24 protein-coding genes are annotated in these 25,613 nt (G+C 71.1%); 16 read left to right on the top strand and 8 right to left on the bottom strand.

Annotated elements, in window-relative coordinates:
* Positions 1 to 113 precede the first annotated feature (113 nt).
* The 3 genes from HED23_RS14220 to HED23_RS14225 form a co-directional block, all read right to left on the bottom strand.
* Positions 114 to 2,579: a Tex family protein gene (locus HED23_RS14220; protein ID WP_203183791.1), complete on the bottom strand. Its 2,466-nt coding sequence runs from the start codon at positions 2,577 to 2,579 to the stop codon at positions 114 to 116.
* A 211-nt stretch (positions 2,580 to 2,790) separates the two neighbouring features.
* The gene (locus HED23_RS35670; RefSeq protein WP_274383015.1) at positions 2,791 to 2,922 is read right to left on the bottom strand and encodes an LPFR motif small protein; all 132 of its coding nucleotides are present in this window, start codon (positions 2,920 to 2,922) and stop codon (positions 2,791 to 2,793) included.
* 69 nt (positions 2,923 to 2,991) lie between these two features.
* On the bottom strand, positions 2,992 to 3,855 hold the full coding sequence (locus HED23_RS14225) for an SCO6745 family protein (protein ID WP_203183792.1): 864 nt from the start codon (positions 3,853 to 3,855) through the stop codon (positions 2,992 to 2,994).
* Between the two features lie 363 nt (positions 3,856 to 4,218).
* Here HED23_RS14225 and HED23_RS14230 point away from each other — a divergent pair, with 363 nt between their 5' ends.
* Both HED23_RS14230 and HED23_RS14235 read left to right on the top strand, forming a co-directional pair.
* Positions 4,219 to 5,175 carry a GlxA family transcriptional regulator gene (locus tag HED23_RS14230; RefSeq protein WP_203183793.1) on the top strand — a complete coding sequence of 319 codons (957 nt, stop codon included), beginning with the start codon at positions 4,219 to 4,221 and terminating at the stop codon, positions 5,173 to 5,175.
* Positions 5,176 to 5,224: 49 nt separating this feature from the next.
* On the top strand, positions 5,225 to 5,860 hold the full coding sequence (locus HED23_RS14235) for a DJ-1/PfpI family protein (RefSeq protein ID WP_203183794.1): 636 nt from the start codon (positions 5,225 to 5,227) through the stop codon (positions 5,858 to 5,860).
* Here HED23_RS14235 and HED23_RS14240 read toward each other — a convergent pair.
* Positions 5,847 to 6,650, bottom strand: coding sequence for an enoyl-CoA hydratase/isomerase family protein (locus tag HED23_RS14240; protein ID WP_203183795.1), 804 nt, complete (start codon positions 6,648 to 6,650; stop codon positions 5,847 to 5,849). The genes HED23_RS14235 and HED23_RS14240 overlap by 14 nt on opposite strands.
* Positions 6,651 to 6,731: 81 nt before the next feature.
* On the opposite strand from HED23_RS14240, the gene HED23_RS14245 reads away from it, so the two are divergent.
* Complete coding sequence (locus tag HED23_RS14245) at positions 6,732 to 7,319, top strand: HdeD family acid-resistance protein (RefSeq protein WP_203183796.1); 588 nt, start codon at positions 6,732 to 6,734, stop codon at positions 7,317 to 7,319.
* A gap of 147 nt (positions 7,320 to 7,466) precedes the next feature.
* A complete protein-coding gene (locus HED23_RS14250; RefSeq protein WP_203183797.1) occupies positions 7,467 to 7,922 on the top strand; it encodes an ATP-binding protein in 456 nt (151 codons plus the stop codon).
* Between the two features lie 24 nt (positions 7,923 to 7,946).
* Here the strand turns inward: HED23_RS14250 and idi are convergent, their stop codons facing one another.
* The 4 genes from idi to galE form a co-directional block, all read right to left on the bottom strand.
* A complete protein-coding gene (gene idi, locus HED23_RS14255; RefSeq protein ID WP_203183798.1) occupies positions 7,947 to 8,540 on the bottom strand; it encodes an isopentenyl-diphosphate Delta-isomerase in 594 nt (197 codons plus the stop codon).
* Positions 8,541 to 8,687: 147 nt separating this feature from the next.
* On the bottom strand, positions 8,688 to 9,164 hold the full coding sequence (locus tag HED23_RS14260; protein WP_203183799.1) for a GNAT family N-acetyltransferase: 477 nt from the start codon (positions 9,162 to 9,164) through the stop codon (positions 8,688 to 8,690).
* The gene (locus tag HED23_RS14265) at positions 9,127 to 10,068 is read right to left on the bottom strand and encodes a cation diffusion facilitator family transporter (protein WP_203183800.1); all 942 of its coding nucleotides are present in this window, start codon (positions 10,066 to 10,068) and stop codon (positions 9,127 to 9,129) included. Before HED23_RS14265 ends, HED23_RS14260 begins: the two co-directional genes overlap by 38 nt.
* Positions 10,069 to 10,242: 174 nt before the next feature.
* The gene (gene galE, locus HED23_RS14270) at positions 10,243 to 11,229 is read right to left on the bottom strand and encodes a UDP-glucose 4-epimerase GalE (protein WP_203183801.1); all 987 of its coding nucleotides are present in this window, start codon (positions 11,227 to 11,229) and stop codon (positions 10,243 to 10,245) included.
* Positions 11,230 to 11,604: 375 nt separating this feature from the next.
* Between galE and HED23_RS14275 the strand changes: the two genes are divergently transcribed.
* The 12 genes from HED23_RS14275 to shc all read left to right on the top strand — a co-directional run bounded on the left by HED23_RS14275 (position 11,605) and on the right by shc (position 25,611).
* On the top strand, positions 11,605 to 13,359 hold the full coding sequence (locus HED23_RS14275) for a DUF5941 domain-containing protein (RefSeq protein ID WP_203183802.1): 1,755 nt from the start codon (positions 11,605 to 11,607) through the stop codon (positions 13,357 to 13,359).
* On the top strand, positions 13,356 to 14,093 hold the full coding sequence (locus tag HED23_RS14280; protein WP_203183803.1) for a sugar phosphate nucleotidyltransferase: 738 nt from the start codon (positions 13,356 to 13,358) through the stop codon (positions 14,091 to 14,093). Before HED23_RS14275 ends, HED23_RS14280 begins: the two co-directional genes overlap by 4 nt.
* Entirely contained in the window at positions 14,081 to 15,142 is a 1,062-nt protein-coding gene (locus HED23_RS14285) for an iron-containing alcohol dehydrogenase family protein (RefSeq protein WP_203183804.1), read from the top strand. Before HED23_RS14280 ends, HED23_RS14285 begins: the two co-directional genes overlap by 13 nt.
* Complete coding sequence (locus HED23_RS14290) at positions 15,120 to 15,899, top strand: CDP-alcohol phosphatidyltransferase family protein (RefSeq protein WP_203183805.1); 780 nt, start codon at positions 15,120 to 15,122, stop codon at positions 15,897 to 15,899. Before HED23_RS14285 ends, HED23_RS14290 begins: the two co-directional genes overlap by 23 nt.
* A gap of 8 nt (positions 15,900 to 15,907) precedes the next feature.
* A complete protein-coding gene (locus HED23_RS14295) occupies positions 15,908 to 16,780 on the top strand; it encodes a glycosyltransferase family 2 protein (protein WP_203183806.1) in 873 nt (290 codons plus the stop codon).
* A 110-nt stretch (positions 16,781 to 16,890) separates the two neighbouring features.
* Positions 16,891 to 17,820 (top strand): ABC transporter permease, encoded by a 930-nt coding sequence (locus HED23_RS14300; protein WP_203183807.1) that lies wholly within the window; start codon positions 16,891 to 16,893, stop codon positions 17,818 to 17,820.
* Positions 17,813 to 18,598, top strand: coding sequence for an ABC transporter ATP-binding protein (locus HED23_RS14305; protein WP_033302700.1), 786 nt, complete (start codon positions 17,813 to 17,815; stop codon positions 18,596 to 18,598). The genes HED23_RS14300 and HED23_RS14305 overlap by 8 nt, the downstream gene beginning before the upstream one ends.
* A gap of 424 nt (positions 18,599 to 19,022) precedes the next feature.
* Positions 19,023 to 19,940, top strand: a complete 918-nt coding sequence (gene hpnC, locus HED23_RS14310; RefSeq protein ID WP_203183808.1) for a squalene synthase HpnC — start codon at positions 19,023 to 19,025, stop codon at positions 19,938 to 19,940.
* Positions 19,941 to 19,969: 29 nt separating this feature from the next.
* Positions 19,970 to 20,890, top strand: coding sequence for a presqualene diphosphate synthase HpnD (gene hpnD, locus HED23_RS14315; protein WP_203187475.1), 921 nt, complete (start codon positions 19,970 to 19,972; stop codon positions 20,888 to 20,890).
* A gap of 115 nt (positions 20,891 to 21,005) precedes the next feature.
* A complete protein-coding gene (gene hpnE / locus HED23_RS14320; protein ID WP_203183809.1) occupies positions 21,006 to 22,394 on the top strand; it encodes a hydroxysqualene dehydroxylase HpnE in 1,389 nt (462 codons plus the stop codon).
* The gene (locus HED23_RS14325; protein WP_203183810.1) at positions 22,391 to 23,494 is read left to right on the top strand and encodes a polyprenyl synthetase family protein; all 1,104 of its coding nucleotides are present in this window, start codon (positions 22,391 to 22,393) and stop codon (positions 23,492 to 23,494) included. Before hpnE ends, HED23_RS14325 begins: the two co-directional genes overlap by 4 nt.
* Positions 23,495 to 23,598: 104 nt before the next feature.
* On the top strand, positions 23,599 to 25,611 hold the full coding sequence (shc, locus tag HED23_RS14330; RefSeq protein WP_203183811.1) for a squalene--hopene cyclase: 2,013 nt from the start codon (positions 23,599 to 23,601) through the stop codon (positions 25,609 to 25,611).
* Positions 25,612 to 25,613: the final 2 nt, after the last annotated feature.

Here is a 25,613-nt window from a genome sequence, read left to right on the forward strand (position 1 = left end):
TTCCGGCAGCACTCTTTCCGGGGGAGGTCGTCGTGCCTTGTCAGCGGTGCGATGTCAGGCGAAAACCGCGGCGGGCGGACAGGACTGACGCCCCGTCCGCCCGCCCCTCCGCTTCAGCGCTTGCGGCCGCCCTGGCCGGAGTCGCCCGTGAGTCCCGCGCGCCGAAGCGCGTCGGCCATCGCGCTGTTGGCCGGCGCGGCGGCGGGGCGTGGTGCGCCGCCGCCGCTGCCACCGCCCGCACGCCCGTCACGCCGTCGGCCCGTGCCTCCCTGGCGGCCGTCCTGGCCCTGGCCCTGACGCTGCTGCCCCTGGCCCTGGCCCTGACGCTGCCTGGGCGGCCGCTCGCCGCCGCCCTGCGCGTTCCGCTCGCGCTTCGCGCCCTGTCCGCCGCCCTGGCCCACCGTGGTCTCGTCGTCGAGGCGCAAGGTCAGTGAGACGCGCTTGCGCGGGATGTCGACGTCCATGACCTTCACCTTGACGATGTCGCCCGGCTTCACGACATCCCTCGGGTCCTTGACGAACGTCCGCGACATCGCCGACACATGGACGAGGCCGTCCTGGTGGACGCCGACGTCCACGAACGCGCCGAACGCCGCGACGTTCGTGACGACACCCTCCAGCACCATTCCGGGAGCCAGGTCGCCGAGCTTCTCGACCCCCTCCTTGAAGGTGGCCGTACGGAAGGCGGGCCGTGGGTCGCGGCCCGGCTTCTCCAGCTCCTTGAGGATGTCCGTGACCGTCGGCAGACCGAACTTCTCGTCCACGAAGTCGTCCGGCCGCAACGACCGGAGGGTGTCCGTGTTGCCGATCAGCGAGGCGACGTCACCGCCCGTCCGCTTCACCATCGTCCGGACCACGGGATACGCCTCCGGATGGACGCTCGACGCGTCCAGGGGATCGTCGCCGCCCCGGATCCTGAGGAATCCCGCGCACTGCTCGTACGCCTTCGGGCCCAGCCGTGCCACGTCCTTGAGCGCCCGCCGGGAGCGGAAGGGGCCGTTCGCGTCGCGGTGAGCCACGATGTTCTCGGCCAGCCCGGATCCGATACCCGACACGCGCGAGAGCAGCGGCGCCGACGCGGTGTTGACGTCGACCCCCACGCCGTTCACGCAGTCCTCGACCACCGCGTCCAGGGAACGCGAGAGCTTCACCTCGGCCAGGTCGTGCTGGTACTGACCCACGCCGATGGACTTCGGATCGATCTTCACCAGCTCGGCCAGCGGGTCCTGAAGCCGGCGTGCGATCGAGACGGCTCCGCGCAACGACACGTCCATGTCGGGGAGTTCCTGCGAGGCGAAGGCCGAAGCCGAGTACACGGAAGCGCCCGCCTCCGAGACCATCACCTTGGTGAGCTTCAGCTCCGGGTGCTTGTCGCACAGTTCACCGGCGAGCTTGTCGGTCTCGCGGGAGGCGGTGCCGTTGCCGATCGCGATCAGATCGACCTGGTGCTCCCTGGCGAGCCGCTCCAGCGCGGCCAGCGACTGGTCCCACTTGTTGGCCGGCACATGGGGGTGGATGACATCCGTCGCCACGACCTTGCCGGTCGCGTCCACGACGGCGACCTTCACGCCCGTACGGAATCCGGGGTCGAGCCCCAGCGTCGCCCGGGTGCCGGCCGGGGCCGCGAGCAGCAGATCGCGCAGGTTCGACGCGAAGACACGCACCGCCTCGTCCTCCGCCGCCGTGCGCAGCCGCAGCCGCAGGTCGATCCCGAGGTGCACCAGGATCCGGGTGCGCCAGGCCCAGCGCACCGTGTCACCCAGCCATTTGTCCCCCGGCCGGCCACGGTCCGCGACCTCGAACCGCCGGGCGATCATGTTCTCGTACGGCGACGGCCCGGGCTGCTCCGACGGCTCCTCCGGCTCCAGGACCAGGTCGAGCACGTCCTCCTTCTCACCCCGGAGCATCGCGAGGACGCGGTGCGAGGGCAGCGCGGTGAACGGCTCTGCGAAGTCGAAGTAGTCGGCGAACTTCGCGCCCGCCTCCTCCTTCCCGTCGCGTACCCTCGCGACGACCCTGCCCCGCGACCACATGCGTTCCCGCAGTTCGCCGGTCAGATCGGCGTCCTCCGAGAAGCGCTCGGTCAGGATCGCCCGGGCGCCTTCCAGCGCCGCCGCCGGGTCCGCCACACCGTTCTCGGCGCCGACGAACGACGCGGCGGCGGTCAGGGGGTCCACGGACGGGTCCCCGAGGAGCGCGTCGGCCAGGGGCTCCAGGCCCGCCTCGCGCGCGATCTGCGCCTTCGTCCGGCGCTTCGGCTTGAACGGGAGGTAGATGTCCTCCAGCCGCGCCTTGGTGTCGGCCGCCCGGATCTGCGCCTCCAGGGTGGCGTCGAGCTTGCCCTGCTCGCGTACGGACTCGAGGACCGCCGCACGGCGGTCCTCGAGTTCCCGCAGGTACCGCAGCCTCTCCTCGAGCGTGCGCAGCTGCGCATCGTCGAGCATCTCGGTCGCTTCCTTGCGGTAGCGCGCGATGAACGGAACGGTGGACCCGCCGTCGAGCAAGTCGACGGCCGCCTTCACCTGACGCTCACGTACGCCGAGCTCCTCGGCGATCCTGCCTTCGATGGACGTCGTCACGGTTTTCCCGACTCGCCTTCTCGTACTGGCTGTGCTGGCTGTGCCACTGGGGTGGTCCACACCCGGGTGGGCCCCTTCGCCTGCATTGTGCCGGGTGGCCGGGGGCCGTGTCGCGTGACCTGGTCGATCACGGTGCCGATCACGGCCCCGGCGTCCTCTCGAACGGTTCGCGGTCCTTTCGTCCGGATCATGCCGGATCCGGACGGAAGGACTACGCGCGCCGGGTCCTGCCGCTGCGCGACGCGCCGCCGAAAAGGCCCGCCAGGAGCCTGAAGGGCAGAGTCACCACGGTGGCCACGGCCGATCCGACGGTACTCAGAGCGTTTGCGATCGCACGGAACACGGTGTGCCTCCTTCGTAGGGTGTGCCTACCGCCTGGCCCGTCCCGTCCGTCGTAAACGTGCCGGAGGGCTCAGCCCTTGCCGACGAGATCGTCGGGGAACGCCCCGGCGGAGGCCGCGGCGAAGAGGAATCCGCGGCCCAGCTCGGTGAGCCGGTCCACGGCCTCGGCGCCCAGGTGCTCGTACGGTGCGGCGTCCATGCGGTCGGTCGCCTCCTCCAGCTCCGCCCTTAGAGCCGTGCCAGCGTCGGTCAGCTCGCCCTCCGCGTCCAGCACGCCCCGGTCACGCAGCCGCTCCGCCGCCGCGTCCCAGTCCGTGCGACGCCAGCCGCGGGTGGCGAGGATCCAGCGCGGTGCCATGCCCTTGCCGGTGGCGGTGTGGCTGACCAGGGCTTCGAGGGGGTCGAGACCGGCCGAGAGCAGAGCGGCCAGGTGTCCGTCGCCGCGGTGCTCGCGCAGCAGCGTCGCCGCGTGCCAGTACGCCAGGTGCGGCTGGTCCGGCACGTCCAGGTCCGCGTGCGCGGCGTACAGCGGACGCGCGTGGCGGGTGCAGGCCTCGGCGGCCCGCAGTGCCAGGCCCGCCGCCTCCGCCATCTCGGGAGAGCCGAGGGCCTCCTCGCCGAGCACCCGGCGCAGCGTCGAGTCGGCAGCCCTCAGCCGTGCGTCGAGCGCCGCCTGCGGGGTGATGTCCGACCAGACGGAGGGCAGATGGCGGGCCACCAGCTCGTGGTTGAAGTTGTAGAAGGTCGCGGTGACGGTGCCCGCCCCGACGGCACCCAGGGCCGCGCCGCGCGCGGCGAAGTAGACCCGGCTCTCGTCATCGACTCCGAGGCCCCCGAACTCCTTGCCGAGGTCGGGGGAGAAGTAGACGCAGGAGTGCAGCGGGTTGAGCGCGTTGTGGCAGCGGCGTCCTGCACGCGGCGGAAGAGTACTCATGCCAGCACGTTACCGACTGGTTGGTACGTGGGGATACCCGGGTGCCGGACTCATGCACGTCCAGGGCCGTCGGTCCGGATCACCCCGACCCGCGTGCCCTGGAACCGCACCTCGCGCGTCGCCGTCCGTCCACGACTGCCCCGAGCTCTCGGCTCCGCCGGAGCACGGCAGGCCCCGACGCGTTGCCCCGATCCTCCGCCCGCGATGCTCCCCAACAGCCTGAACGGCGTGGGAGGTGCCCCCACCACCGGACCCGGCTCCCCGGTCCGGCCTGATCCGACCGAATGACCCCGGGTCCGCGTGGCAGGAAAGGTGGGAAGTTCGTCATTGCGGCCATCGGGCCGTCCGGACACGATTGCGGACATGAAGCAGCGATCCGTGCTCGTCGTCCTCTTCGAGGGCGTGCAGAGCCTCGATGTGAGCGGCCCGATGGAGGTCTTCGCGGGTGCCTCCCGCTTCCCCGGCATCTCCTACGACCTGCGCACCGCCTCGCTCGACGGAGAGCCGGTCCGCTGCTCCAGCGGTCTCACGCTCGTCCCCGACGGCACGCTGGCGGACGCCCCGGCGCCGGACCTGCTCCTCGTACCGGGAGGCACGGGCACGAGGACGCCCGATCCGGAGCTGGTCGACTGGCTCCGCACCCACGGACCACGCGCGCGGCAGCTGGTGTCGGTGTGCACCGGCGCCCTCCTGCTCGCCGAAGCGGGTCAGCTCGACGGTCACCGGGTGACGACCCACTGGTCGGTCTGCGAGACGCTCGCCCGGACGTATCCGGCGGTGCGGGTGGACCCGGACCCGATCTTCGTGAGGGACGGACGGCTGGCGACATCGGCCGGTGTCACGGCCGGCATCGACCTCGCGCTCGCCCTGGTCGAGGAGGACCACGGCCGGGACGTGGCGCTCACCGTGGCCCGCCACCTCGTCGTCTTCCTGCGGCGCCCGGGCAACCAGGCCCAGTTCAGCGCCCAGCTCACCGCGCAGACCGCCGCCCGCGAGCCCCTCCGCGACGTCCAGCACTGGATCACCGAGCATCCGGACGCCGACCTCTCGGTGGAGGCGCTCGCGGTCCGCGCGAGGCTCTCGCCCCGTCACTTCGCCCGTGCCTTCCAGGCCGAGACCGGTCTGACCCCCGGACGGTACGTCGAGCGCGTACGCCTCGAACAGGCCCGCCGGCTCCTGGAGGACACGGCCGACGGCATTGCGGGCATCTCCCGCGCCAGCGGCTACGGCACGCCGGAAGCCATGCGCCGCGCCTTCGTCAAGGCACTCGGGACGGCGCCCGCCGAATACCGGCGCCGCTTCCGCGCCCAGCCTGCCTGACGCGCGACACGTCCTGCAGCACCACGACAGCAGCAACGGAAGGAACCTCATGCAGATCGCCATCGTGCTCTTCGACCGCTTCACCGCGCTCGACGCCGTGGGCCCGTACGAGATGCTCAGCCGGGCTCCCGGAGCCGAGACCGTCTTCGTCGCCGAGCGGCGCGGGGCCGTGCGCAACGACAGCGGCAGCCTCTCCCTCGTCGCAGACCGTACGCTCGCCGAGGTGCCGGCCCCTGACGTGGTGATCGTGCCGGGAGGCCCTGGACAGAGCGAGCAGATGGAGAACGAGTCGCTGCTCGGCTGGCTGCGGACGACGGATGTCACCAGCACCTGGACGACCTCGGTGTGCACCGGCTCCCTGCTGCTCGCCGCCGCCGGACTTCTCACCGGTCGGCGTGCCACCTCGCACTGGCTGGCCCTCGACGTCCTGAAGACCTTCGGGGCCGAGCCGACGGGCGAGCGGGTGGTCCTCGACGGAAAGTACGTCACCGCCGCCGGTGTCTCCGCAGGCATCGACATGGCCCTCACCCTGCTCGGCAGGATCGCGGGCGACGGACACGCGCAGACCGTCCAGCTGCTGACGGAGTACGACCCCCAGCCGCCCTACGACTGCGGAGCGCCGGGCAAGGCCCCGGCGGCCGTGGTCGAGGAGTGGCGGGCGAAGACCCGGTTCATCCTGACGTAGGCGTGGGCCCGGCGCCTTCCGTCGTCCAGGTGAAGCGGGGAGCGCGGCGCTCCAGGAAGGCGGCGACCCCCTCGGCGGTGTCGCCGCTGCCGCTCGCCTGCCGCGACCAGTACCCGTCCCGGTCCTCGCGGCCGTCGGCGAACTCCTTCGCCGCGGCCTGGGTCAGCTGGGAACGCGACGCCAGGACCCGGGAGAACGCACGCACCCGGTCCTCGAGACCGCCCTCCGGCAGCACCTCGTCCACCAGCCCCGTGCGCAGAGCCCGTTCCGTCCCGATCAGCTCCCCGGAGAACAGCAGGAACTTCGCGGCGGCCGGGCCGACCAGCGTGACCAGGCGACGCGTCGACGACGAGGGGTAGACGATCCCGAGCTTGGCCGGGGTGACACCGAACGATGCGCCCTCCTCGGCGAACCGCAGGTCGCACGCCGCCGCGAGCTGGCTGCCGCCGCCCACGCAGTATCCGCGCACGGCGGCCAGCGTCGGCCGGGGAAACGCCGCCAGGGCCTCCTCCGCCCGGACGGCGAGGGCCTGCGGACGCCCGCCGGGGTCCCGGAGGGAGGAGATGTCCGCACCGGCGCAGAAGGTGTCACCGGCGCCGGTGAGGACGACCACCCGTACGCCGGGGTCGGCGGCCAGCCCCTCCAGCAGCACGGGCAGCGCCTGCCACATGTCCGCCGTCATGGCGTTGCGCTTGGCCGGGTTGCTGATGACGACGGTGGCGACGCCGTCCGCGACCGTGTGTTCCAGCCGCGGCTCCGTCCGTGCCGCCGCCTGCTCCCTGAGGTCCATGCGCCGGATGCTATCCGTACGGCCCGAACCTATGATCAAGAAGGGGCCGCGAAGCAGGGCACGCACCGTGAGGAGCTGTCGATGGCCGGACCCACGACCGAGGGCAGGAAGCTCAGCCGGAGTTTCGGAGGGCTCGCCCTGCTCGGCGTCCTGCTGGTCGTCGCGGGGCTCGTCGGCCTCGTCTACACCGGCGTCGCCACACTCACCTCGATGATCCTCTTCGGCTGGCTGCTGCTCGTCGGCGGGCTCGTCGGGCTCGTGCACGCCGTCCAGGCGCGCGGCACCTCGTACTTCTGGCTCGGTGTGGTGGTCGCAGCCCTCAACATCGCCGCCGGGGTCGTCGTCATCAAGAACCCGGTCGGCACCGCCGAGGCACTGACGATGTTCGCGGCGCTGCTCTTCCTCACCGGGGGAGTCTTCCGGCTGGTCGGCAGTGTCGTCGTGCGGGGGCCCCAGTTCGGCTGGACGCTGCTCCAGGGCGCCTTCGGGCTGCTCCTGGGCGTGCTGGTGCTCGTCGACTGGCCGCACAGCACTCTCTATGTGCTCGGCTGCTTCTTCTCCCTCGCCCTTCTGTTCGACGGGCTCGGGCTGATCGCGATCGGAGTGGGCGGGAGACGGGTCGTCAGCATGGTGACGGACCAGATGAAGCCCGAAGAGGGCGAGAAGTAGTCCAATCACCGGACGGCGCCATACGCACTCGGTCAAATCAGGCCTGTAAACGACCACTTGCGATCAGTGCTGCGACCCGGACCACGCCCTTCCCGACACTCGTTACCCGATGGTCGGTGAGTGCGAGTCGAGAGCGGGTGGCGGTCCATGGAGAGCCGTGGGAGTGTTCCGGCCCATCCCGTGCCGTACGAGGGCGTGTGGCGCTTCACCGCGCCCGCCGTCGACGTCTCGGTGCCGCAGGCCCGGCACGCGGTCCGGGATCTGATCGACCGGCAGGGCGTGCCCGTCGAGGACGACATCCTCCAGGGGCTCCTGCTGATCGTCTCCGAGCTGGTCACCAACGCCGTCCGGCACGCGGCGCTGCTCTCGCCCGAGCTGGCGGTCGAGGTGGCCATCGGGGCGGAATGGATCAGGGTCTCCGTCGAGGACAACCACCCCTACCGCCCGACGGCGCTGATCACCGACTACGCACAGACCGGCGGCCGCGGCCTGCTCCTGGTCCGTGAGATCACCGCCGAGGCCGGCGGCACCTGCGACGTGGAGCACACCGCGGACGGCGGGAAGATCATCTGGGCGGCGCTGCCCCTGAAGACGCAGCTCTGACCGCCCCTGCGCGGCGGGCGGGCCTCACCAGCCCGCGGACGGCCCCGTCAGCTCCCTGATCGCGGGCCGTGCGGCGTCCAGCACGGTCATGAACCACGCCGAGAACGGCGCGGCGGCATGACGCTCCGCGAGCTCACCGGCGGTCACGAAAGCCGTCTCGCCGACCTCCTCCTCGTCCGGCCGCAGGCCTTCCTGCACCATTCCGACGAACAGGTGGTTGAACTCCTGCTCCACCAGGCCCGACATCGGATCGGGGTGGTTGTAGCGGACCGTGCCCGCCGCGGCGAGCAGCGAGGGCGAGACCCCCAGCTCCTCGTACGTACGCCGGGCGGCCGCCGCGAACGGAGCCTCTCCCGGGTACGGGTGGCCGCAGCAGGTGTTCGACCACACGCCGGGGGAGTGGTACTTGCCGAGCGCACGACGCTGGAGCAGCAGCCGCCCCTGCTCGTCGAAGAGGAAGACGGAGAACGCCCGGTGCAGCTGGCCGGGGGCCTGGTGAGCGGCGAGCTTCTCCGCCGTGCCGATGGTGGTGCCGTTCTCGTCGACCAGTTCGAGCATGATCGCGTCTGCTGTGCCGTTCGACGAGCTGTGCGCCGCGGTGGCTGGTGTGGTCGGCATACCCATCCTTCGCTTTGGTTCCCGGCCTCGTGCGCCGGACCCCTCGAGTGCGGTCAAGTCTGCCGTACAAAAGCCGCTTGTCCGCACTTCGGGGGCTGGCATGTCCGTCCCGCCCCGCGCTGCGGCCGCGGCGGGACGGACACCGCGTCAGACGCCGAAGGCCGCCGGGTAGCGGATCACGCCCATCGGCACGGGCACGGAGTCGTCCAGGACCAGCGCCGTCATCACCTCGGCGGGAACCTCGAAGCCCGGTCCGATCCCGAACCGCGACGCCGGCACGAAGCCGAAGGCCGGGTAGTACTCCGGATGTCCGAGCACCAGGACGAGTGACTCCCCGCGCAGCCGTGCGGCGTCCGGCAACGCCCGTACGACCGCCCGCCCGGCGCCCCCTCGCCGGTGATCCGGCGCGGTCGCCACCGGGGCCGGCGCGAGCGCCGGGGCGTCCCCGACCCGGCACGGGGTCAGCAGGGCATGGGCGGCGACGGAACCGTCCGGGGCCTCGGCCACGTACGAAAGCACGTACGAAAGCACGTACGAAAGACCGGGCAGCCATGCTCCGGGGTCGGTGCGCAGGGCGTCGACCAGCTCAGTGGCACAGCCGTGCCTCGTGCTCCGCGTGCCCACTGGGCTCCAGCTGGAAGGTGCAGTGTTCCACGTCGAAGTGATGGCCGAGGCAGCCCTGAAGGTCGTGCAGGAGCTTCTCGTGCCCGATCGAGTCCAGCATCTCCTGGTGCACGACGACGTGGGCGGAGAGGACGGGCATGCCCGAGGTGATCGTCCAGGCGTGCAGGTCATGGACGTCCAGCACGCCGGGCAGCGCCGTGATGTGGGCGCGTACCTCCTCCATGTCGACCCCCTTCGGTGCCGATTCCAGCAGCACGTCGAGCGTCTCCCGCAGGAGTTTCACCGTACGGGGGACGATCATCAGGCCGATCAGCAGCGAGGCGATGGGGTCGGCGGCCTGCCAACCCGTGGCCATGATGATGCCCGCCGAGACGAGGACCGTCACCGAGCCGAGCGTGTCCGCGACCACCTCGAGGTAGGCGCCACGCACATTGAGGCTGTCCTGCTGCCCGCGCATCAGCAGGGACAAGGAGACGACGTTGGCGACCAGGCCGACGGCGGCGAACGCGATGGCCAGGCCTCCCTTGGTCTCCGCCGGGGTGATGAAGCGGTCGACGGCCTCGAAGACCAGGTAGCCGCCGACGCCGAGGAGCAGCAGGCAGTTGGCCAGCGCGGCGAGGATCTCGGCACGGGCGTAGCCGAAGGTGCGGTTGGGCCCCGCGGGCCTGTTGGCGAAGTGGATGGCCAGCAGGGCCATGCCCAGCCCCAGCGCGTCGGTCGCCATGTGGGCCGCGTCCGCGATCAGGGCGAGGGAGTCGGCGAGGAGCCCGCCGACGATCTCCATGACCATGACGCCGAGCGTGATGCCCAGGGCGACCCGGAGCCGGCCGCGGTACGCGGCGGCTGCCGTCCCGGTCGGGGGAGGCCCTCCGTGCGTGTGCCCGTGATCATGGCCAGCCCCCATGAGAACGCCTCCGTAAGCCCCTCGTGTCCTGCGGACAGCTCGGACGCACCTCGCCCGATGCGGCCAGTGAACTACGGGGGAGGGGTAGGGGGCAACACGGCACTGAACACCGTTGTCATGTGCTCTGACCTGCGGAAACGATTGCAGGTCAGGGCGTCGCCCGGGTGCTGTGACTCACTGTGCGGCGCGGGCCTCCGGGTGGCTCAGGCACCAGCCCTCCCAGGCGGACTCCACCATCTCGCGCATTCCGCGGCGTGCCGTCCAGCCCAGCTCCCCGGCCATCAGGGCGGCCGACGCGACCGCCTGGGCCGCGTCCCCGGGCCTGCGCGGCTCGACCACCGGTTCGGTGCGCAGCCCGGTGACCTCGCCCACCAGCTCGGCGAGCCGGCGCACCGATACGCCCTCGCCCCGGCCGATGTTCACGGTGAGGTCCCCGCCGTCCGAGTGCTTGTCCAGATGCCTGGCGACGGCGAGGTGCGCCTCCGCCAGATCGGCTACGTGGATGTAGTCGCGCACGCAGGTGCCGTCCGGCGTCGGGTAGTCGTCACCGAAGATCCGTGGCGCCTCTCCCCGTGTCAGCCGGTCGAAGAACATCGGTACGACGTTGAAGACACCCGTGTCGGCCAGCTCGGGCGCGGCGGCCCCGGCCACGTTGAAGTACCGCAGGCAGGCCGTCGAGATGCCGTGCGCCCGGCCCGTCGCCCGGACCAGCCACTCTCCGGCGAGTTTGGTCTCGCCGTACGGGTTGATGGGCGCGCACGGCGTGCCCTCCGTGATGAGCTCCACATCCGGGACGCCGTAGACCGCCGCCGAGGAGGAGAAGAGGAAGCGCCGCACACCGGCCGCGACCACGGCCTCCAGCAGCACGGAGAGCCCGGTGACGTTCTCGCGGTAGTAGAGCAGCGGCTTCTCGACGGACTCGCCGACCTGCTTCTTCGCCGCGAGGTGCACCACACCCGTGACCGCGTGCTCCGTCAGGACCCGGTCGAGCACCTCACGGTCCGAGGCCGATCCCCGCACCAGCGTGATCTCACCGGGCAGCCGCTCCTCGACGCCGGTCGAGATGTCGTCGAGGACGACGACACGTTCGCCGGCTCCCGTCATGGCCTTCGCCACATGTGCCCCGATGTAACCGGCCCCGCCTGTGATCAACCACGTCATGCGGGTCAGCTTAGACCGGCCGGGAGACGGGAGGCGGAGGGAGGAGCCCCCGCGAAGCCGCCCTCAGCTCCCGGCAGGTCCAGCCCGCTGTCCGGACGCGGTTTGTGGGTCGAGGCGTTGATCGACGATGATGATCGCGAACGGCGCCGCATGATGGCCGATTCGCCCGAACGGAGCACAAACGGGCGATGAACTCGGTCTTCCGTTCATCCGATAGCCTCAGCCGACGTGCCGCCGGCCCACCTCCGGGCCGCTATGTCGCGCGCCGTTCCCGTCAGCACCAAGGAGTGAGTTCGTCTGTCGACCGCAATCCTCACCGGTGCGCCGGTACCCGGATCGTCGCTCGAGGACGATCTGCGGTCGCTCGGCTTCGACGTGACTGCCGCAGCAGACGCCACCGAGGCCGCCGCACTGCTCGCCGCAGTCCCGCTCAGCAGGCGCGTCGCGCTCGTGGACCCCCGCTTCGTCGGCCACGTCCACGCCCTCAGGCTCGGACTCACCGACCCCCGCTTCGCCGCCGCGTCGATCCCGGGGGCGCTCACCGCGCAGCCCGAGGCCCGTCCCGCGCTGCTCCGTGCCCTGCGACGGGCCGTGGCCGCCGTCGGTGCCGGGAGCCCCGTCGCGCATGCCGATGCCGAACCCGTCACCGAGGACCGCACGGTCCCCGGCCGCCTGGCCTCGGCCCTGGACGCGGAGGGCATCGCGGTGAAGCGCCCCGAGCTCGGGTCCCTCACGGCCGCTGTGCCCACGGCCCCCGAGGAGCGGAACGCCGCACGGGCCGCGGTGGCAGCCGTCGACGACGAGGCCGTACGCCTGCGCAGCGCGGTGAAGGCGCACGACGGCTTCTTCACCACGTACTTCATCAGCCCTTACTCCCGCTACATCGCCCGCTGGTGCGCCCGCCGGGGCCTCACCCCGAACCAGGTCACCACCGCCTCGCTGATCACCGCGCTGATCGCGGCCGGCAGCGCGGCGACCGGCACCCGCGGCGGCTACGTCGCGGCCGGAGTGCTCCTGCTGCTCTCCTTCGTCCTGGACTGCACCGACGGGCAGCTCGCCCGGTACTCGCTGCAGTACTCGACGATGGGCGCCTGGCTGGACGCCACCTTCGACCGGGCCAAGGAGTACGCCTACTACGCGGGCCTCGCCCTCGGCGCCGCCCGTGGCGGCGACGACGTATGGGTCCTCGCGCTCGGCGCCATGGTGCTCCAGGCCTGCCGCCATGTCGTCGACTTCTCGTTCAACGAGGCGAACCACGACGCGGTGTCCAACACGAGCCCTACCGCCGCCCTCTCGGACAAGCTCGACAGCGTCGGGTGGACGGTCTGGCTGCGCCGGATGATAGTGCTGCCCATCGGTGAACGATGGGCCATGATCGCCGTGCTCACCGCCGTCACCACGCCCCGGATCGTCTTCTACGCCCTGCTCATCGGCTGCTCCCTGGCGGCCTGCTACACCACGGCGGGCCGCTTGCTGCGCTCGCTGACCCGCAAGGCGCAGCGCACCGACCGCGCCGCACAGGCACTGGCCGACCTCGCCGACTCGGGCCCGGTCGCCCAGGCCGTCGCCGCCTCGCTCCGGCGGCCCGGCGGTGGCTTCACGGCCCCGCTCCTGGCACTCGTGGGAGCCCTGGTGATGGTCGCCGCGGCGCTGTTCGCGCCGTACGGCGGCTGGCTGACCGTGGGGGCCGCGGCGTTGTACGCGATCATCTCCGGATCCGCCGTCTCGCGGCCGCTCAAGGGCGCCCTCGACTGGCTCGTCCCGCCGGTCTTCCGTGCCGCCGAGTACTGCACGATCCTGGTGCTGGCCGCCCGCAGTGATGTACCGCACGCCGTTCCCGCCGCATTCGGCCTCGTTTCGGCCGTCGCCTACCATCACTACGACACGGTCTACCGCATCCGGGGCGGCACCGGAGCGCCGCCGCAGTGGCTGGTGCGCGCCATCGGCGGCCACGAGGGCCGGACCCTGGTCGTGGCCGTCCTCGCCGCCGTACTGACCCACGGTTCAGGATTCACCACGGCTCTCACCGCGCTCGCGGCCGCCGTGGCTCTGGTGGTGCTCGTGGAGTCCATCCGCTTCTGGGTGTCCTCATCGGCCCCCGCTGTACACGACGAAGGAGAACTCGCATGATCGGCCTCGTACTGGCTGCCGGTGCAGGACGCCGTCTGCGTCCCTACACGGACACGCTGCCCAAGGCGCTGGTGCCGGTGGACGGCGAGAAGACGGTCCTGGACCTGACACTGGCCAACTTCGCGGAGGTCGGACTCACCGAGGTCGCGGTCGTCGTCGGCTACCGCAAGGAAGCGGTCTACGCCCGCAAGGCCGAGTTCGAGGCGAAGTACGGCGTGACGCTGACGCTCATCGACAACGACAAGGCCGAGGAGTGGAACAACGCCTACTCCCTCTGGTGCGCCCGTGAGGTCCTGAAGCAGGGCGTCATCCTCGCCAACGGCGACACCGTGCACCCGGTCTCGGTCGAGAAGACCCTCCTGGACGCGCGCGGCAAGGGCCAGAAGATCGTCCTCGCCCTCGACACGGTGAAGACCCTCGCCGACGAGGAGATGAAGGTGATCACCGAGGACGGCAAGGGCGTCCGGCGGATCACGAAGCTGATGGACCCGGCCACCGCGACCGGCGAGTACATCGGTGTCACCCTGATCGAGCCCGAGGCCGCCGAGGAGCTCGCCGACGCCCTGAAGGCCACCTTCGAGCGCGACCCCGACCTCTACTACGAGGACGGCTACCAGGAGCTCGTGAACCGCGGCTTCACGGTCGACGTCGCGCCCATCGGCGAGGTGACCTGGGTCGAGATCGACAACCACGACGATCTCGCCAGGGGCAGGGAGATCGCGTGCCTGTACTGACCCGCCTCATCCCGTCCCCCGTCGTCGTCGACATCCGGCGCGGCGCGATGGACGATCTGGCCGGTCTCCTTGCCGACCAGCGGATCTCCGCGTCGGGCAAGCTCGCCATCGCGATCAGCGGCGGTTCCGGGCGTGCCCTGCGCGAGAGGCTCGCTCCGGTGCTGCCCGGTGCCGACTGGTACCCGGTCGCCGACGGCACGATCGACTCCGCGGTGCGGCTCGCCGACGGGATCAAGGGCAACCGCTACGACGCCGTGGTCGGCCTCGGCGGGGGCAAGATCATCGACGTGGCCAAGTACGCCGCGGCACGCGTGGGCACGCCCATGGTCGCCGTCGCGACGAACCTCTCCCACGACGGGCTCTGCTCGCCGGTCGCGACCCTGGACAACGACAACGGACGGGGCTCCTACGGGGTCCCCACCCCGATCGCCGTGGTCATCGACCTCGACGTGATCCGTGAGGCCCCCGCGCGGTACGTGCGCTCGGGAATCGGCGACGCGGTCTCCAACATCTCCTGCGTCGCCGACTGGGAGCTCGCCCACGAGGTCCGCCGCGAGGACATCGACGGGCTCGCGGCGGCCATGGCCCGGCAGGCCGGCGAGGCCGTGCTGCGCCACCCCGGAGTCGTCGGCGACGACGCCTTCCTCAAGGTGCTCGCCGAGGGACTCGTCCTCACCGGCATCTCGATGTCGATCGCCGGGGACTCCCGGCCCGCCTCGGGCGCCTGCCACGAGATCAACCACGCCTTCGACCTGCTGTACCCGAAGCGCGCGGCCAGCCACGGCGAGCAGGTCGGCCTCGGCGCCTGCTTCGCCATGCACCTGCGGGGCGCGCACGCGGAGTCCGTCGAGATGGCGTCCGTGCTGCGGCGCCACGGGCTGCCGGTGCTGCCCGACGAGATCGGCTTCACCACCGAAGAATTCGTGCGGGCCGTCGACTACGCCCCGCAGACGCGCCCGGGACGCTTCACGATCCTGGAACACCTCAACCTGTCCACCGACCAGATCAGGGACGCGTACGCCGACTATGCAAAAGCCATCCATAGCTGAACTCCGCCCGGTCGTGCACCCGCCGGGTGTGAAGGACCGGCGCAGCGGCGAGCACTGGGCGGGTCGGCTCTACATGCGCGAGATCTCGCTGCGCATCACCCGCCGCCTGGTGACCACCAAGGTCACGCCCAACCAGCTGACCTACGTGATGACCGTCGCCGGCGTGCTCGCGGCCCCGGCACTGCTGATCCCGGGTATCCCCGGCGCCCTGCTCGGCGTACTCGCCGTCCAGCTCTACCTGCTGTTCGACTGCGTCGACGGCGAGGTGGCGCGGTGGAAGAAGCAGTACTCGCTGGGCGGGGTCTACCTGGACCGGGTGGCCGCCTACCTGTGCGACGCGGCGGTGCTGGTCGGCTTCGGCCTGCGCGCCGCCGACCTGTGGGGCCCGGGACGCGTCGACTGGCTGTGGGCCTTCCTGGGCACGCTCGCCGCGCTGGGCGCCATCCTGATCAAGGCCGAGACGGACCTCGTCGGCGTGGCACGCCACCAGGGCGGGCTGCCGCCCGTCAAGGAGGCCGCGTCCGAGCCCCGCTCCTCCGGCATGGCGCTCGCCCGCCGGGCCGCCGGCGCACTCAAGTTCCACCGGCTGATCCTCGGCATCGAGGCGTCGTTCGTGATCCTGGTGGTGGCCGTACTCGACGTGGTCAGGGACGACCTCTTCTTCAGCCGTCTCGCGGTCGCGGTCATGGCCGGCATCGCCCTTCTCCAGACCGTCCTGCACCTGGTGTCGATCCTGGCGTCCAGCAGGCTGAAGTGAGCTCTCCCATGAAACTCGGCGCGGTCATCATCACCATGGGCAACCGCCCCGACGAACTGCGCGCCCTTCTGGATTCGGTCGCCGAGCAGGAGGGCGACCGGATCGAGGTGGTCGTCGTCGGCAACGGCGCCCCGGTCCCCGACGTCCCCCCGGGCGTGCGGACCGTCGAGCTGCCCGAGAATCTGGGTATCCCGGGCGGCCGCAACGTCGGCATCGAGGCGTTCGGCCCGTCCGGGGCCGATGTGGACGCCCTGCTGTTCCTCGACGACGACGGTCACCTGCCGAACACCGACACCGCCGAACTCTGCCGGAAGGCGTTCGAGGCGGACCCGAAGCTCGGTATCGTCACCTTCCGCATCGCGGACCCGGACACCGGTGTCACCCAGCGGCGGCACGTTCCGCGACTGCGTGCCTCCGACCCGATGCGCTCGTCCCGCGTCACGACGTTCCTCGGCGGCGCGAACGCCGTGCGGAGCCAGGTGATCGCCGAGGCCGGCCCCCTCCCCGGCGAGTTCTTCTACGCGCACGAGGAGACCGACCTCGCCTGGCGGGCCCTGGACGCCGGCTGGATGATCGAGTACCGCGCCGACATGGTGCTGAACCACCCCACCACCGCTCCCTCGCGGCACGCGGTCTACCACCGCATGGTGGCCCGCAACCGCGTCTGGCTCGCGCGCCGGAACCTGCCCGCACCGCTGGTACCCCTCTACGTCGGGGTCTGGCTGCTCCTCACCCTGGTGCGCCGGCCCTCCCTGCCCGCCCTCAAGGCATGGTTCGGAGGGTTCCGGGAAGGCTGGACGAAGCCCTGCGGGCCCCGGCGCCCCATGAGGTGGCGTACGGTATGGCGGCTGACCAGACTGGGCCGGCCGCCGGTGATCTGAGAGGCTCTCCTCTGAGACCATGAGCCGTATTCATTCCGTACGGGGAACCCCTGTCCGCCTTGGCCGCGCCCGCGACCGGCTGCGCATTGTGAAGACGAGAGTTCTTAACTGTGAGTGACACGACCCGCGACGGCGGGATTGCCCTGAGCAGCCCGCCGTCCGCCGACGAGGGCCTGAGCGCGCACCAGCTGGCCGACAAGTACGGCTTGACGGTGAGCGGCGCCCGGCCCGGGCTGTCCGCGTACATCCGGCAACTCTGGGGCCGTCGGCACTTCATCCTGGCCTTCTCCAGGGCGAAGCTGACCGCGCAGTACAGCCAGGCCAAGCTCGGCCAGCTGTGGCAGGTGGCCACGCCACTGCTGAACGCCCTGGTCTACTTCCTGATCTTCGGGATCATCCTGGGCACCGCCAGGGGGATGAGCCAGGAGGTCTTCATCCCGTTCCTGGTGACCGGAGTGTTCGTCTTCACGTTCACCCAGAGCTCGGTCATGGCGGGGGTGCGCTCCATCTCCGGCAACATCGGCCTGGTCCGCGCCCTGCACTTCCCCAGGGCCTCGCTGCCCGTCTCGTTCTCGCTCCAGCAGCTTCAGCAGCTGCTGTACTCCATGATCGTGCTGCTGGCCGTGGCGGTGGGTTTCGGCAGCTACCCGTCGCTCTCGTGGCTGCTCGTCATTCCGGCGCTGGCCATGCAGTTCCTCTTCAACACCGGCCTGGCGCTCGTCATGGCCCGGCTGGGCAGCAAGACCCCCGACCTCGCCCAGCTCATGCCGTTCGTCATGCGCACCTGGATGTACGCCTCGGGTGTGATGTTCTCCATTCCCGTGATGCTGGCGGACAAGCCGCAGTGGATCGCCGACGTGCTGCAGTACAACCCGGCGGCCATCTACATGGACCTGGTCCGCTTCGCACTGATCGACGGCTACGGCTCGGAGAACCTGCCGCAGCACGTCTGGGCCGTCGGCCTCGCCTGGGCGCTCGTGGTGGGCGTCGTGGGCTTCGTGTACTTCTGGAAGGCAGAGGAACGGTACGGCCGTGGCTGAGGAATCGTCCCAGGGACACATCCCCACCGTGATCGCGGACGACGTGCACATCGTGTACCGCGTCAGTGGCACGGGCGGTGGAAAGGGCAGCGCCACCGCCGCGCTGAGCAGGATCATGCGCCGAGGCAAGGGCGAACCGCGCGGTGTGCGCAAGGTGCACGCGGTGCGGGGCGTCTCCTTCACCGCCTACCGAGGCCAGGCCATCGGCCTCATCGGTACCAACGGTTCGGGCAAGTCCACCCTGCTGCGGGCCATCGCCGGCCTGCTGCCGACCGAGCACGGCAAGGTGTACACGGACGGTCAGCCCTCGCTGCTCGGAGTCAACGCGGCGCTGATGAGCGACCTGACCGGCGAGCGCAACGTCGTGCTCGGCGGCCTCGCCATGGGCATGAGCCGCGAGGAGATCCGGGCGCGGTACCAGGACATCGTGGACTTCTCCGGGATCAACGAGAAGGGCGACTTCATCACGCTGCCGATGCGGACGTACTCGTCCGGCATGGCGGCCCGGCTCCGCTTCTCGATCGCGGCCGCCAAGAACCACGACGTCCTCATGATCGACGAGGCGCTGGCCACCGGTGACCGCAAGTTCCGGGTCCGCTCCGAGGAGCGGATCCGCGAGCTGCGCAAGGAGGCGGGCACCGTCTTCCTGGTCAGCCACAACAACAAGACCATCAGGGACACCTGCGACCGGGTGCTGTGGCTGGAGAAGGGCGAGCTCCTGATGGACGGCCCCACCGAAGAGGTGCTGAAGGCCTACGAGCGGGAGACGGGCAAGTAGCCGTCACGTGCGTGTGGTCCCCGCCGCAGTTCTGTGGCGGGGACCACTGCGATGCGCGGAACCCCGGCGGGAAGGCCCCCGGGCCGCAGAGGAAACGGGGGATCTCATTCCGGCGGATGACGTCAATTGCCCTCGGCCCGGGGAAGGTTGATGGTGACAGGCCTGGTCCGCGCGGGCGTGCTGCACCCCGGCGCGGTCCTTCGAGCTGTACAACGTAAGCTGTAACGGTGCTGATTCGCGGCAATGTGGGGTGATACGCCCCCGGCACATCGCCCGTTGTGTGCATGTCGCACTCGGCCGGACGAGCGGCGTGTCCGAAAAGGGATGTTTTGGGTCAGCAGTGTAGAACGGGAGATATGACGGCAATGATGGAAAATCTCCAGCTCCGACGTGGTTTCGCCGTCCCCGCGTCGGGCGGTACGCAGTGACCCGTACCCAGCAGGCGCGCGCCGACGCCGCAACCGCCACGCTCGACAAGGCCGCGGACGAGAACTTCCCCGTGGCCCCCTTCTTCCTGCCCCGCGCCTGGCGCGACGACCTGATGGCGGTCTACGGATTCGCCCGCCTCGTCGACGACATCGGCGACGGTGACCTGGCTCCCGGCGGTGCCGACGCCCGCCACCTCGGCCTCGAACCCGGGCAGGGCGAGGACCGGCTCGCGGCGCTGGACGCCCTCGAAGCCGATCTGCACCGGGTCTTCTCCCGTACCGGCGAGGACCCGCGCCACCCCCTGATGGGCGCCCTGCGCCCCACCGTGCGGCGCTGCGCGCTCACCCCCGAACCCTTCCTCGGACTCGTCGAGGCCAACCGGCAGGACCAGAAGGTCCGCCGCTACGGGACCTACGGGGATCTGCTGGCCTACTGCGAGCTCTCCGCCAACCCCGTCGGCCGCCTCGTGCTCCAGATCACCGGCACCGCGAGCCCCGAACGGATCCGCCGCTCCGACGCCGTCTGCACCGCGCTGCAGATCGCCGAGCACCTCCAGGACGTCACCGAGGACCTCGGCCGCGACCGGATCTACCTGCCGGCCGAGGACATGGCCCGTTTCCATGTCGGCGAACCCGACCTGGCCGCACCGTCCGCAGGCGCGGCGGTACGCACCCTGGTCGCGTACGAGGCGGAGCGCGCCCGTGACCTGCTGGACGAGGGCATCCCCCTGGTGGGCAGCGTCCACGGCCGGCTCAAGCTGCTGCTCGCCGGATTCGTCGGCGGCGGGCGGGCCGCACTCGGCGCGATCTCGGCCGCCGGATTCGACGTACTGCCCGGACCGCCCAAGCCCACCGCGCCAAGACTGCTGCGCGAAGTGGGAGACGTCTTGCGAAGAGCGCACAGAGAGGGGTGAGCCGGACCGTGGAGGGACAGACGACGTACATGTCGGCACCGGTACAGGCCGCATACAGCTACTGCGAGGCCGTCACCGGACAGCAGGCCCGCAATTTCGCGTACGGCATCCGACTGCTGCCGTACGAGAAGCGGCAGGCCATGTCGGCGCTGTACGCCTTCTCCCGTCGGGTCGACGACATCGGCGACGGTGAGCTGGATCCGGAGACCAAGCACGCCCGGCTGGAGGACACCCGGAACCTGCTCGTCCGTATCCGGGACAAGGCGGTCGAAGAGGACGACACCGACCCGGTCGCGGTCGCGCTGGCCGACGCCGCGCACCGGTTCCCGCTGCCGCTCGGTGGCCTCGACGAGCTGATCGACGGCGTACTGATGGACGTACGCGGAGCGACCTACGAGACGTGGGACGACCTGAAGACGTACTGCCGGTGTGTCGCGGGTGCCATCGGGCGCCTCAGCCTGGGCGTCTTCGGGACGGAGGCGGGTGCACCCGGCGCCGAGCGGGCCGCGGAGTACGCCGACACCCTCGGCCTGGCACTCCAGCTCACCAACATCCTGCGTGACGTCCGGGAGGACGCCGGCAACGGGCGTACGTACCTGCCGGCCGACGACCTCGCCAAGTTCGGCTGCTCCGCCGGATTCCACCGGGCCACCCCGCCCCCCGGCTCGGACTTCGCCGGCCTGGTGCACTTCGAGGTCCGGCGCGCCCGGGCGCTCTTCGCCGAGGGCTACCGGCTCCTGCCCATGCTGGACCGGCGCAGCGGAGCCTGTGTGGCCGCCATGGCCGGTATCTACCGGCGGCTCCTCGACCGGATCGAACGGGATCCCGAAGCCGTCCTGCGCGGCAGGGTCTCGCTCCCCGGCCATGAGAAGGCGTACGTTGCGGTGCGAGGACTGTCGGGTCTCGACGCGCGCTACATCTCACGCCGGACGGCCAGGGGGAGGGTCTGATGTCGGGTCCGATCCGAAGCGCGGAGCGGGCAACCCCCGGGAACCCCGGTGCGTCCCTGTGTGCGACGTCACGGCGTACACCGCTGACCGCGGTGACACGGCGAGGGGAGCAGTCATGACCGGCCGGAGCCCTCGGTCCTCCCGCGCTGTGGTCGTCGGCGGCGGCCTCGCCGGCGTCACCGCGGCGCTGCGCCTCGCCGACGCGGGGCTCGGCGTGACCCTGCTCGAAGGCCGCCCCCGGCTGGGCGGACTCGCATTCTCCTTCCGGCGCGGTGACCTGTCCGTCGACAACGGCCAGCACGTCTACCTGCGCTGCTGTACCGGCTACCGCTGGTTCCTCGACCGGATCGAGGGGGCCCACCTGGCCCCGCTGCAGGACCGCCTGGACGTGCCCGTGCTCGACGTCGGCCGCCCCGCCGGACCGAGGCTCGGACGGCTCCGCCGCACAGGGCTGCCCGTACCGCTGCACCTCGCCGGAGGGCTCGCCGCCTATCCGCACCTGTCGCTCGCGGAGAAGGCGGGCGTCGCCCGTGCCGCGCTGGCGCTGGGCCGTCTCGACCCCGCCGATCCCGCGCTCGACGGCATCGACTTCGCCACCTGGCTCCGCCGTCAGGGTCAGTCGCACCGCACCATCGAGGCCCTCTGGGACCTCGTCGGCGTCGCCACGCTGAACGCCACCGCGGAGAACGCCTCGATGGCGCTCGCCGCGAAGGTCTTCAAGACCGGGCTCCTCTCCGAACCTGGGGCCGCCGACATCGGCTGGGCCGCCGTACCGCTCGGGGACCTCCACGACACCCTCGCCCGCAGGGCCCTGGAATCGGCCGGCGTGGAGATCCACCTGCGCGCCCGGGCCGGTTCCCTCACCCGCGCCGAGGGCGGCCGATGGGCCGTCGAGACCGACGGTGAACGGTTCGAGGCGGAAACCGTCGTCCTCGCCGTGCCGCAGGGCGAGACCCACGGTCTGCTGCCCGACGGGGCGCTCGACGACCCGGGCCGGCTGCTCGACCTCACCGACGCACCGATCCTGAACGTGCACGTCGTCTATGACCGCAAGGTGCTGCGCAGACCGTTCTTCGCCGCTCTCGGATCACCCGTGCAGTGGGTCTTCGACCGGACGGCCTCCTCCGGCCTCCAGGGCGGCGGCCAGTACCTCGCGGTGTCCCAGTCCGCCGCGCAGGACGAGATCGATCTGCCCGTCGCGGAGCTGCGCAGGCGCTACCTGCCCGAGCTGGAGAGGCTTCTCCCGGCGGCGCGAGGGGCCGGGATCCGCGACTTCTTCGTCACCCGGGAACGCACCGCGACCTTCGCACCCACGCCGGGTGTGGGACGCCTGAGGCCGGACACCCACACCCGCGCCGCCGGGCTGCACCTGGCGGGAGCATGGACCGCCACCGGCTGGCCCGCCACGATGGAGGGAGCCGTCCGCAGTGGCTTCAGCGCCGCGGACGCCGCGCTCCAGGCCCTCGGCCGGCCACACGAACATCCGCTGCAGGAGGCGGCATGAGCAGTACCACCGGAACAAGAGGAGAGTCTGTGACCCCGGCGAATCCGGCTTACGACACCGTGGCGGACCCCACGGACGTCACCGCGCTTCTGGAGCGCGGAAGGGCCCTGTCAGCGCCGGTGCTGCGAGCTGCCGTGGACCGGCTGGCGCCGCCCATGGACACCGTCGCGGCCTACCACTTCGGCTGGATCGATGCCCAGGGCCGGCCTGCCGACGGCGACGGAGGCAAGGCCGTGCGTCCCGCGCTGGCACTGCTGTCCGCGGAGGCGGCGGGTGCCCCGGCGGAGGCCGGGATCCCCGGAGCCGTCGCCGTCGAACTCGTGCACAACTTCTCGCTGCTGCACGACGACCTGATGGACGGCGACGAGCAGCGCCGCCACCGCGACACGGTATGGAAGGTGCACGGCCCCGCCCAGGCGATCCTCGTCGGCGACGCGCTCTTCGCCCTGGCCAACGAGGTCCTGCTGGAGCTCGGCACCGTCGAGGCCGGCCGTGCCGCCCGCCGGCTGACCACGGCAAGCCGCAAGCTGATCGACGGTCAGGCCCAGGACATCTCCTACGAGCACCGCGAGCGGGTCACCGTCGAGGAGTGCCTGGAGATGGAGGGCAACAAGACGGGCGCCCTGCTCGCCTGCGCCGTCTCCATCGGCGCCGTACTCGGCGGAGCCGACGACCGTACCGCCGACATCCTGGAGGCCTACGGCTACCACCTCGGCCTCGCCTTCCAGGCTGTCGACGACCTGCTCGGGATCTGGGGCGACCCGGAGTCCACGGGCAAGCAGACCTGGAGTGATCTGCGCCAGCGCAAGAAGTCCCTGCCCGTCGTCGCGGCGCTCGCCGCAGGCGGACCCGCCTCCGAGCGTCTGGGCGAGCTCCTCGCCGCAGACGCCAAGAGCAGCGACTTCGACAGCTTCTCCGAAGAGGAGTTCGCCGCGCGTGCGGCGCTCATCGAGGAGGCGGGCGGCCGTGAGTGGACCGCCCAGGAAGCCCGCCGTCAGCACGCGGTAGCCATCGAGGCGCTGCACGGCGTCGACATGCCGGAACGAGTGCGGGCGCAGCTCACCGAGCTCGCCGACTTCGTGGTCGTACGAAAGAGATGATCACCATCCAGATATGACTCGCAGTCGCCGGCGGGCGCCCCATGGGGCGCCCGCCGACGGAGACCCCAGCACAGCAGAGGACCAAACTGCACGAAGGGGAAGCCATGACAGCGACGACAGACGGAAGCACCGGGGCCGCGAACCTCCGCGCAGCCTCGGTCGGCGATCCGACCGAATCAACCATCACCGCGGACGACATGCTGGCCGTCGCGCGGCGGGCCGCGGAACGCTCGGTTGAGCACCTCCTCGGCAGACAGGACGAGCAGGGCTGGTGGAAGGGCGACCTCGCCACCAACGTCACGATGGACGCGGAGGACCTGCTGCTCCGTCAGTTCCTCGGGATCCAGGACCCGGACACCGTCAAGGCCTCGGCCCGCTTCATCCGGGGTGAGCAGCTCGGCGACGGCACCTGGAACACCTTCTACGAGGGGCCGCCCGACCTCTCCGCCACCATCGAGGCGTACGTGGCCCTGCGGCTGGCCGGAGACCGGCCGGACGACCCGCACATGAGACGCGCGGCCGGCTGGGTCAGGGAACAGGGCGGCATCGCCGAGTCCCGGGTCTTCACCCGCATCTGGCTCGCGCTCTTCGGCTGGTGGAAGTGGGACGACCTCCCGGAGCTCCCGCCCGAGCTGATGTTCTTCCCGAAGTGGGTCCCGCTCAACATCTACGACTTCGGCTGCTGGGCCCGCCAGACCATCGTGCCGCTCACCATCGTGTCCGCGAAGCGGCCCGTACGCCCGGCCCCGTTCACCCTGGACGAACTGCACACCGACCCGGCGTTCCCCAGTCCGTCCAAACCCGCCGCACCCGCCGCGAGTTGGGACGGAGTGTTCCAGCGGCTCGACAAGGCGCTGCACCTCTACCACAAGGTGGCCCCACGCAGGCTGCGGCGCATCGCCATGAACGCCGCCGCCCGGTGGATCATCGAACGCCAGGAGAACGACGGCTGCTGGGGCGGCATCCAGCCGCCCGCTGTCTACTCCGTCATCGCCCTCCACCTGCTCGGCTACGACCTCGACCACCCGGTCATGCGGGCGGGGCTCGGATCGCTCGACCGCTTCGCCGTGTGGCGTGAGGACGGCGCCCGGATGATCGAGGCCTGCCAGTCCCCGGTGTGGGACACCTGCCTCGCCACCATCGCCCTGGCCGACGCGGGGGTCAGCGCCGACCACCCCGCCCTCGTGCGGGCGGCGGACTGGATGCTCGGCGAGGAGATCGTGCGGCCCGGCGACTGGTCCGTACGCAAGCCCGAACTCGCCCCGGGCGGGTGGGCGTTCGAGTTCCACAACGACAACTACCCCGACATCGACGACACCGCCGAGGTCGTCCTCGCCCTGCGCCGTGTGCGCCACCCCGACCCCGCCAGGGTCGAGGCGGCCATCGAGCGGGGAGTGCGGTGGAACCTCGGCATGCAGTCACGCAACGGTGCCTGGGGGGCCTTCGACGCCGACAACACCAGCCCGTTCCCCAACCGGCTGCCGTTCTGCGACTTCGGCGAGGTCATCGACCCCCCGTCGGCCGATGTCACCGGGCACGTGGTGGAGATGCTGGCAGTCGAAGGGCGTGCCGACCACCCCCGCACCAGGCGGGGCATCGAGTGGCTACTCGCCGAACAGGAGCCGAGCGGCGCGTGGTTCGGCCGATGGGGGGTCAACTACATCTACGGAACGGGCTCCGTGGTGCCCGCGCTCGTCGCCGCCGGGCTGCCGGCCGCGCACCCCTCGGTGCGGCGGGCCGTCGACTGGCTGAAGTCCGTCCAGAACGACGACGGGGGCTGGGGCGAGGATCTGCGTTCCTACCGTGAGGAGAAGTGGATCGGCCACGGCGCTTCGACCGCCTCCCAGACCGCGTGGGCGCTGCTCGCCCTCCTGGCCGCGGGAGAGCGGGAGAGCAGGTCCGCGGAACGGGGAGTCGCCTGGCTGGCGGAGACCCAGCAGGCCGACGGCTCCTGGGACGAGCCTCATTTCACGGGGACCGGCTTCCCCTGGGACTTCTCCATCAACTACCACCTGTACCGGCAGGTCTTCCCACTCACGGCGCTCGGCCGTTACGTCTACGGCGACCCCTTCGCCACCGCCACCGGCATCGGTGCCGGCACGGGCAAGGGGGCCTGAGC

This window comes from Streptomyces pratensis, assembly GCF_016804005.1.
In the GTDB taxonomy this organism is placed as follows: Bacteria; Actinomycetota; Actinomycetes; order Streptomycetales; family Streptomycetaceae; genus Streptomyces; species Streptomyces pratensis_A.

Bases quoted from the DNA above. Each gene is read 5' to 3' on its own strand.
- HED23_RS14225 (WP_203183792.1), bottom strand. From the start codon at position 3,855: ATGAGTACTCTTCCGCCGCGTGCAGGACGCCGCTGCCACAACGCGCTC.
- HED23_RS14230 (WP_203183793.1), top strand. From the start codon at position 4,219: ATGAAGCAGCGATCCGTGCTCGTCGTCCTCTTCGAGGGCGTGCAGAGC.
- HED23_RS14235 (WP_203183794.1), top strand. From the start codon at position 5,225: ATGCAGATCGCCATCGTGCTCTTCGACCGCTTCACCGCGCTCGACGCC.
- HED23_RS14240 (WP_203183795.1), bottom strand. From the start codon at position 6,650: ATGGACCTCAGGGAGCAGGCGGCGGCACGGACGGAGCCGCGGCTGGAA.
- HED23_RS14245 (WP_203183796.1), top strand. From the start codon at position 6,732: ATGGCCGGACCCACGACCGAGGGCAGGAAGCTCAGCCGGAGTTTCGGA.
- HED23_RS14250 (WP_203183797.1), top strand. From the start codon at position 7,467: ATGGAGAGCCGTGGGAGTGTTCCGGCCCATCCCGTGCCGTACGAGGGC.
- idi (WP_203183798.1), bottom strand. From the start codon at position 8,540: ATGCCGACCACACCAGCCACCGCGGCGCACAGCTCGTCGAACGGCACA.
- HED23_RS14265 (WP_203183800.1), bottom strand. From the start codon at position 10,068: ATGGGGGCTGGCCATGATCACGGGCACACGCACGGAGGGCCTCCCCCG.
- galE (WP_203183801.1), bottom strand. From the start codon at position 11,229: ATGACGTGGTTGATCACAGGCGGGGCCGGTTACATCGGGGCACATGTG.
- HED23_RS14280 (WP_203183803.1), top strand. From the start codon at position 13,356: ATGATCGGCCTCGTACTGGCTGCCGGTGCAGGACGCCGTCTGCGTCCC.
- HED23_RS14290 (WP_203183805.1), top strand. From the start codon at position 15,120: ATGCAAAAGCCATCCATAGCTGAACTCCGCCCGGTCGTGCACCCGCCG.
- HED23_RS14295 (WP_203183806.1), top strand. From the start codon at position 15,908: ATGAAACTCGGCGCGGTCATCATCACCATGGGCAACCGCCCCGACGAA.
- hpnD (WP_203187475.1), top strand. From the start codon at position 19,970: ATGTCGGCACCGGTACAGGCCGCATACAGCTACTGCGAGGCCGTCACC.
- hpnE (WP_203183809.1), top strand. From the start codon at position 21,006: ATGACCGGCCGGAGCCCTCGGTCCTCCCGCGCTGTGGTCGTCGGCGGC.
- HED23_RS14325 (WP_203183810.1), top strand. From the start codon at position 22,391: ATGAGCAGTACCACCGGAACAAGAGGAGAGTCTGTGACCCCGGCGAAT.
- shc (WP_203183811.1), top strand. From the start codon at position 23,599: ATGACAGCGACGACAGACGGAAGCACCGGGGCCGCGAACCTCCGCGCA.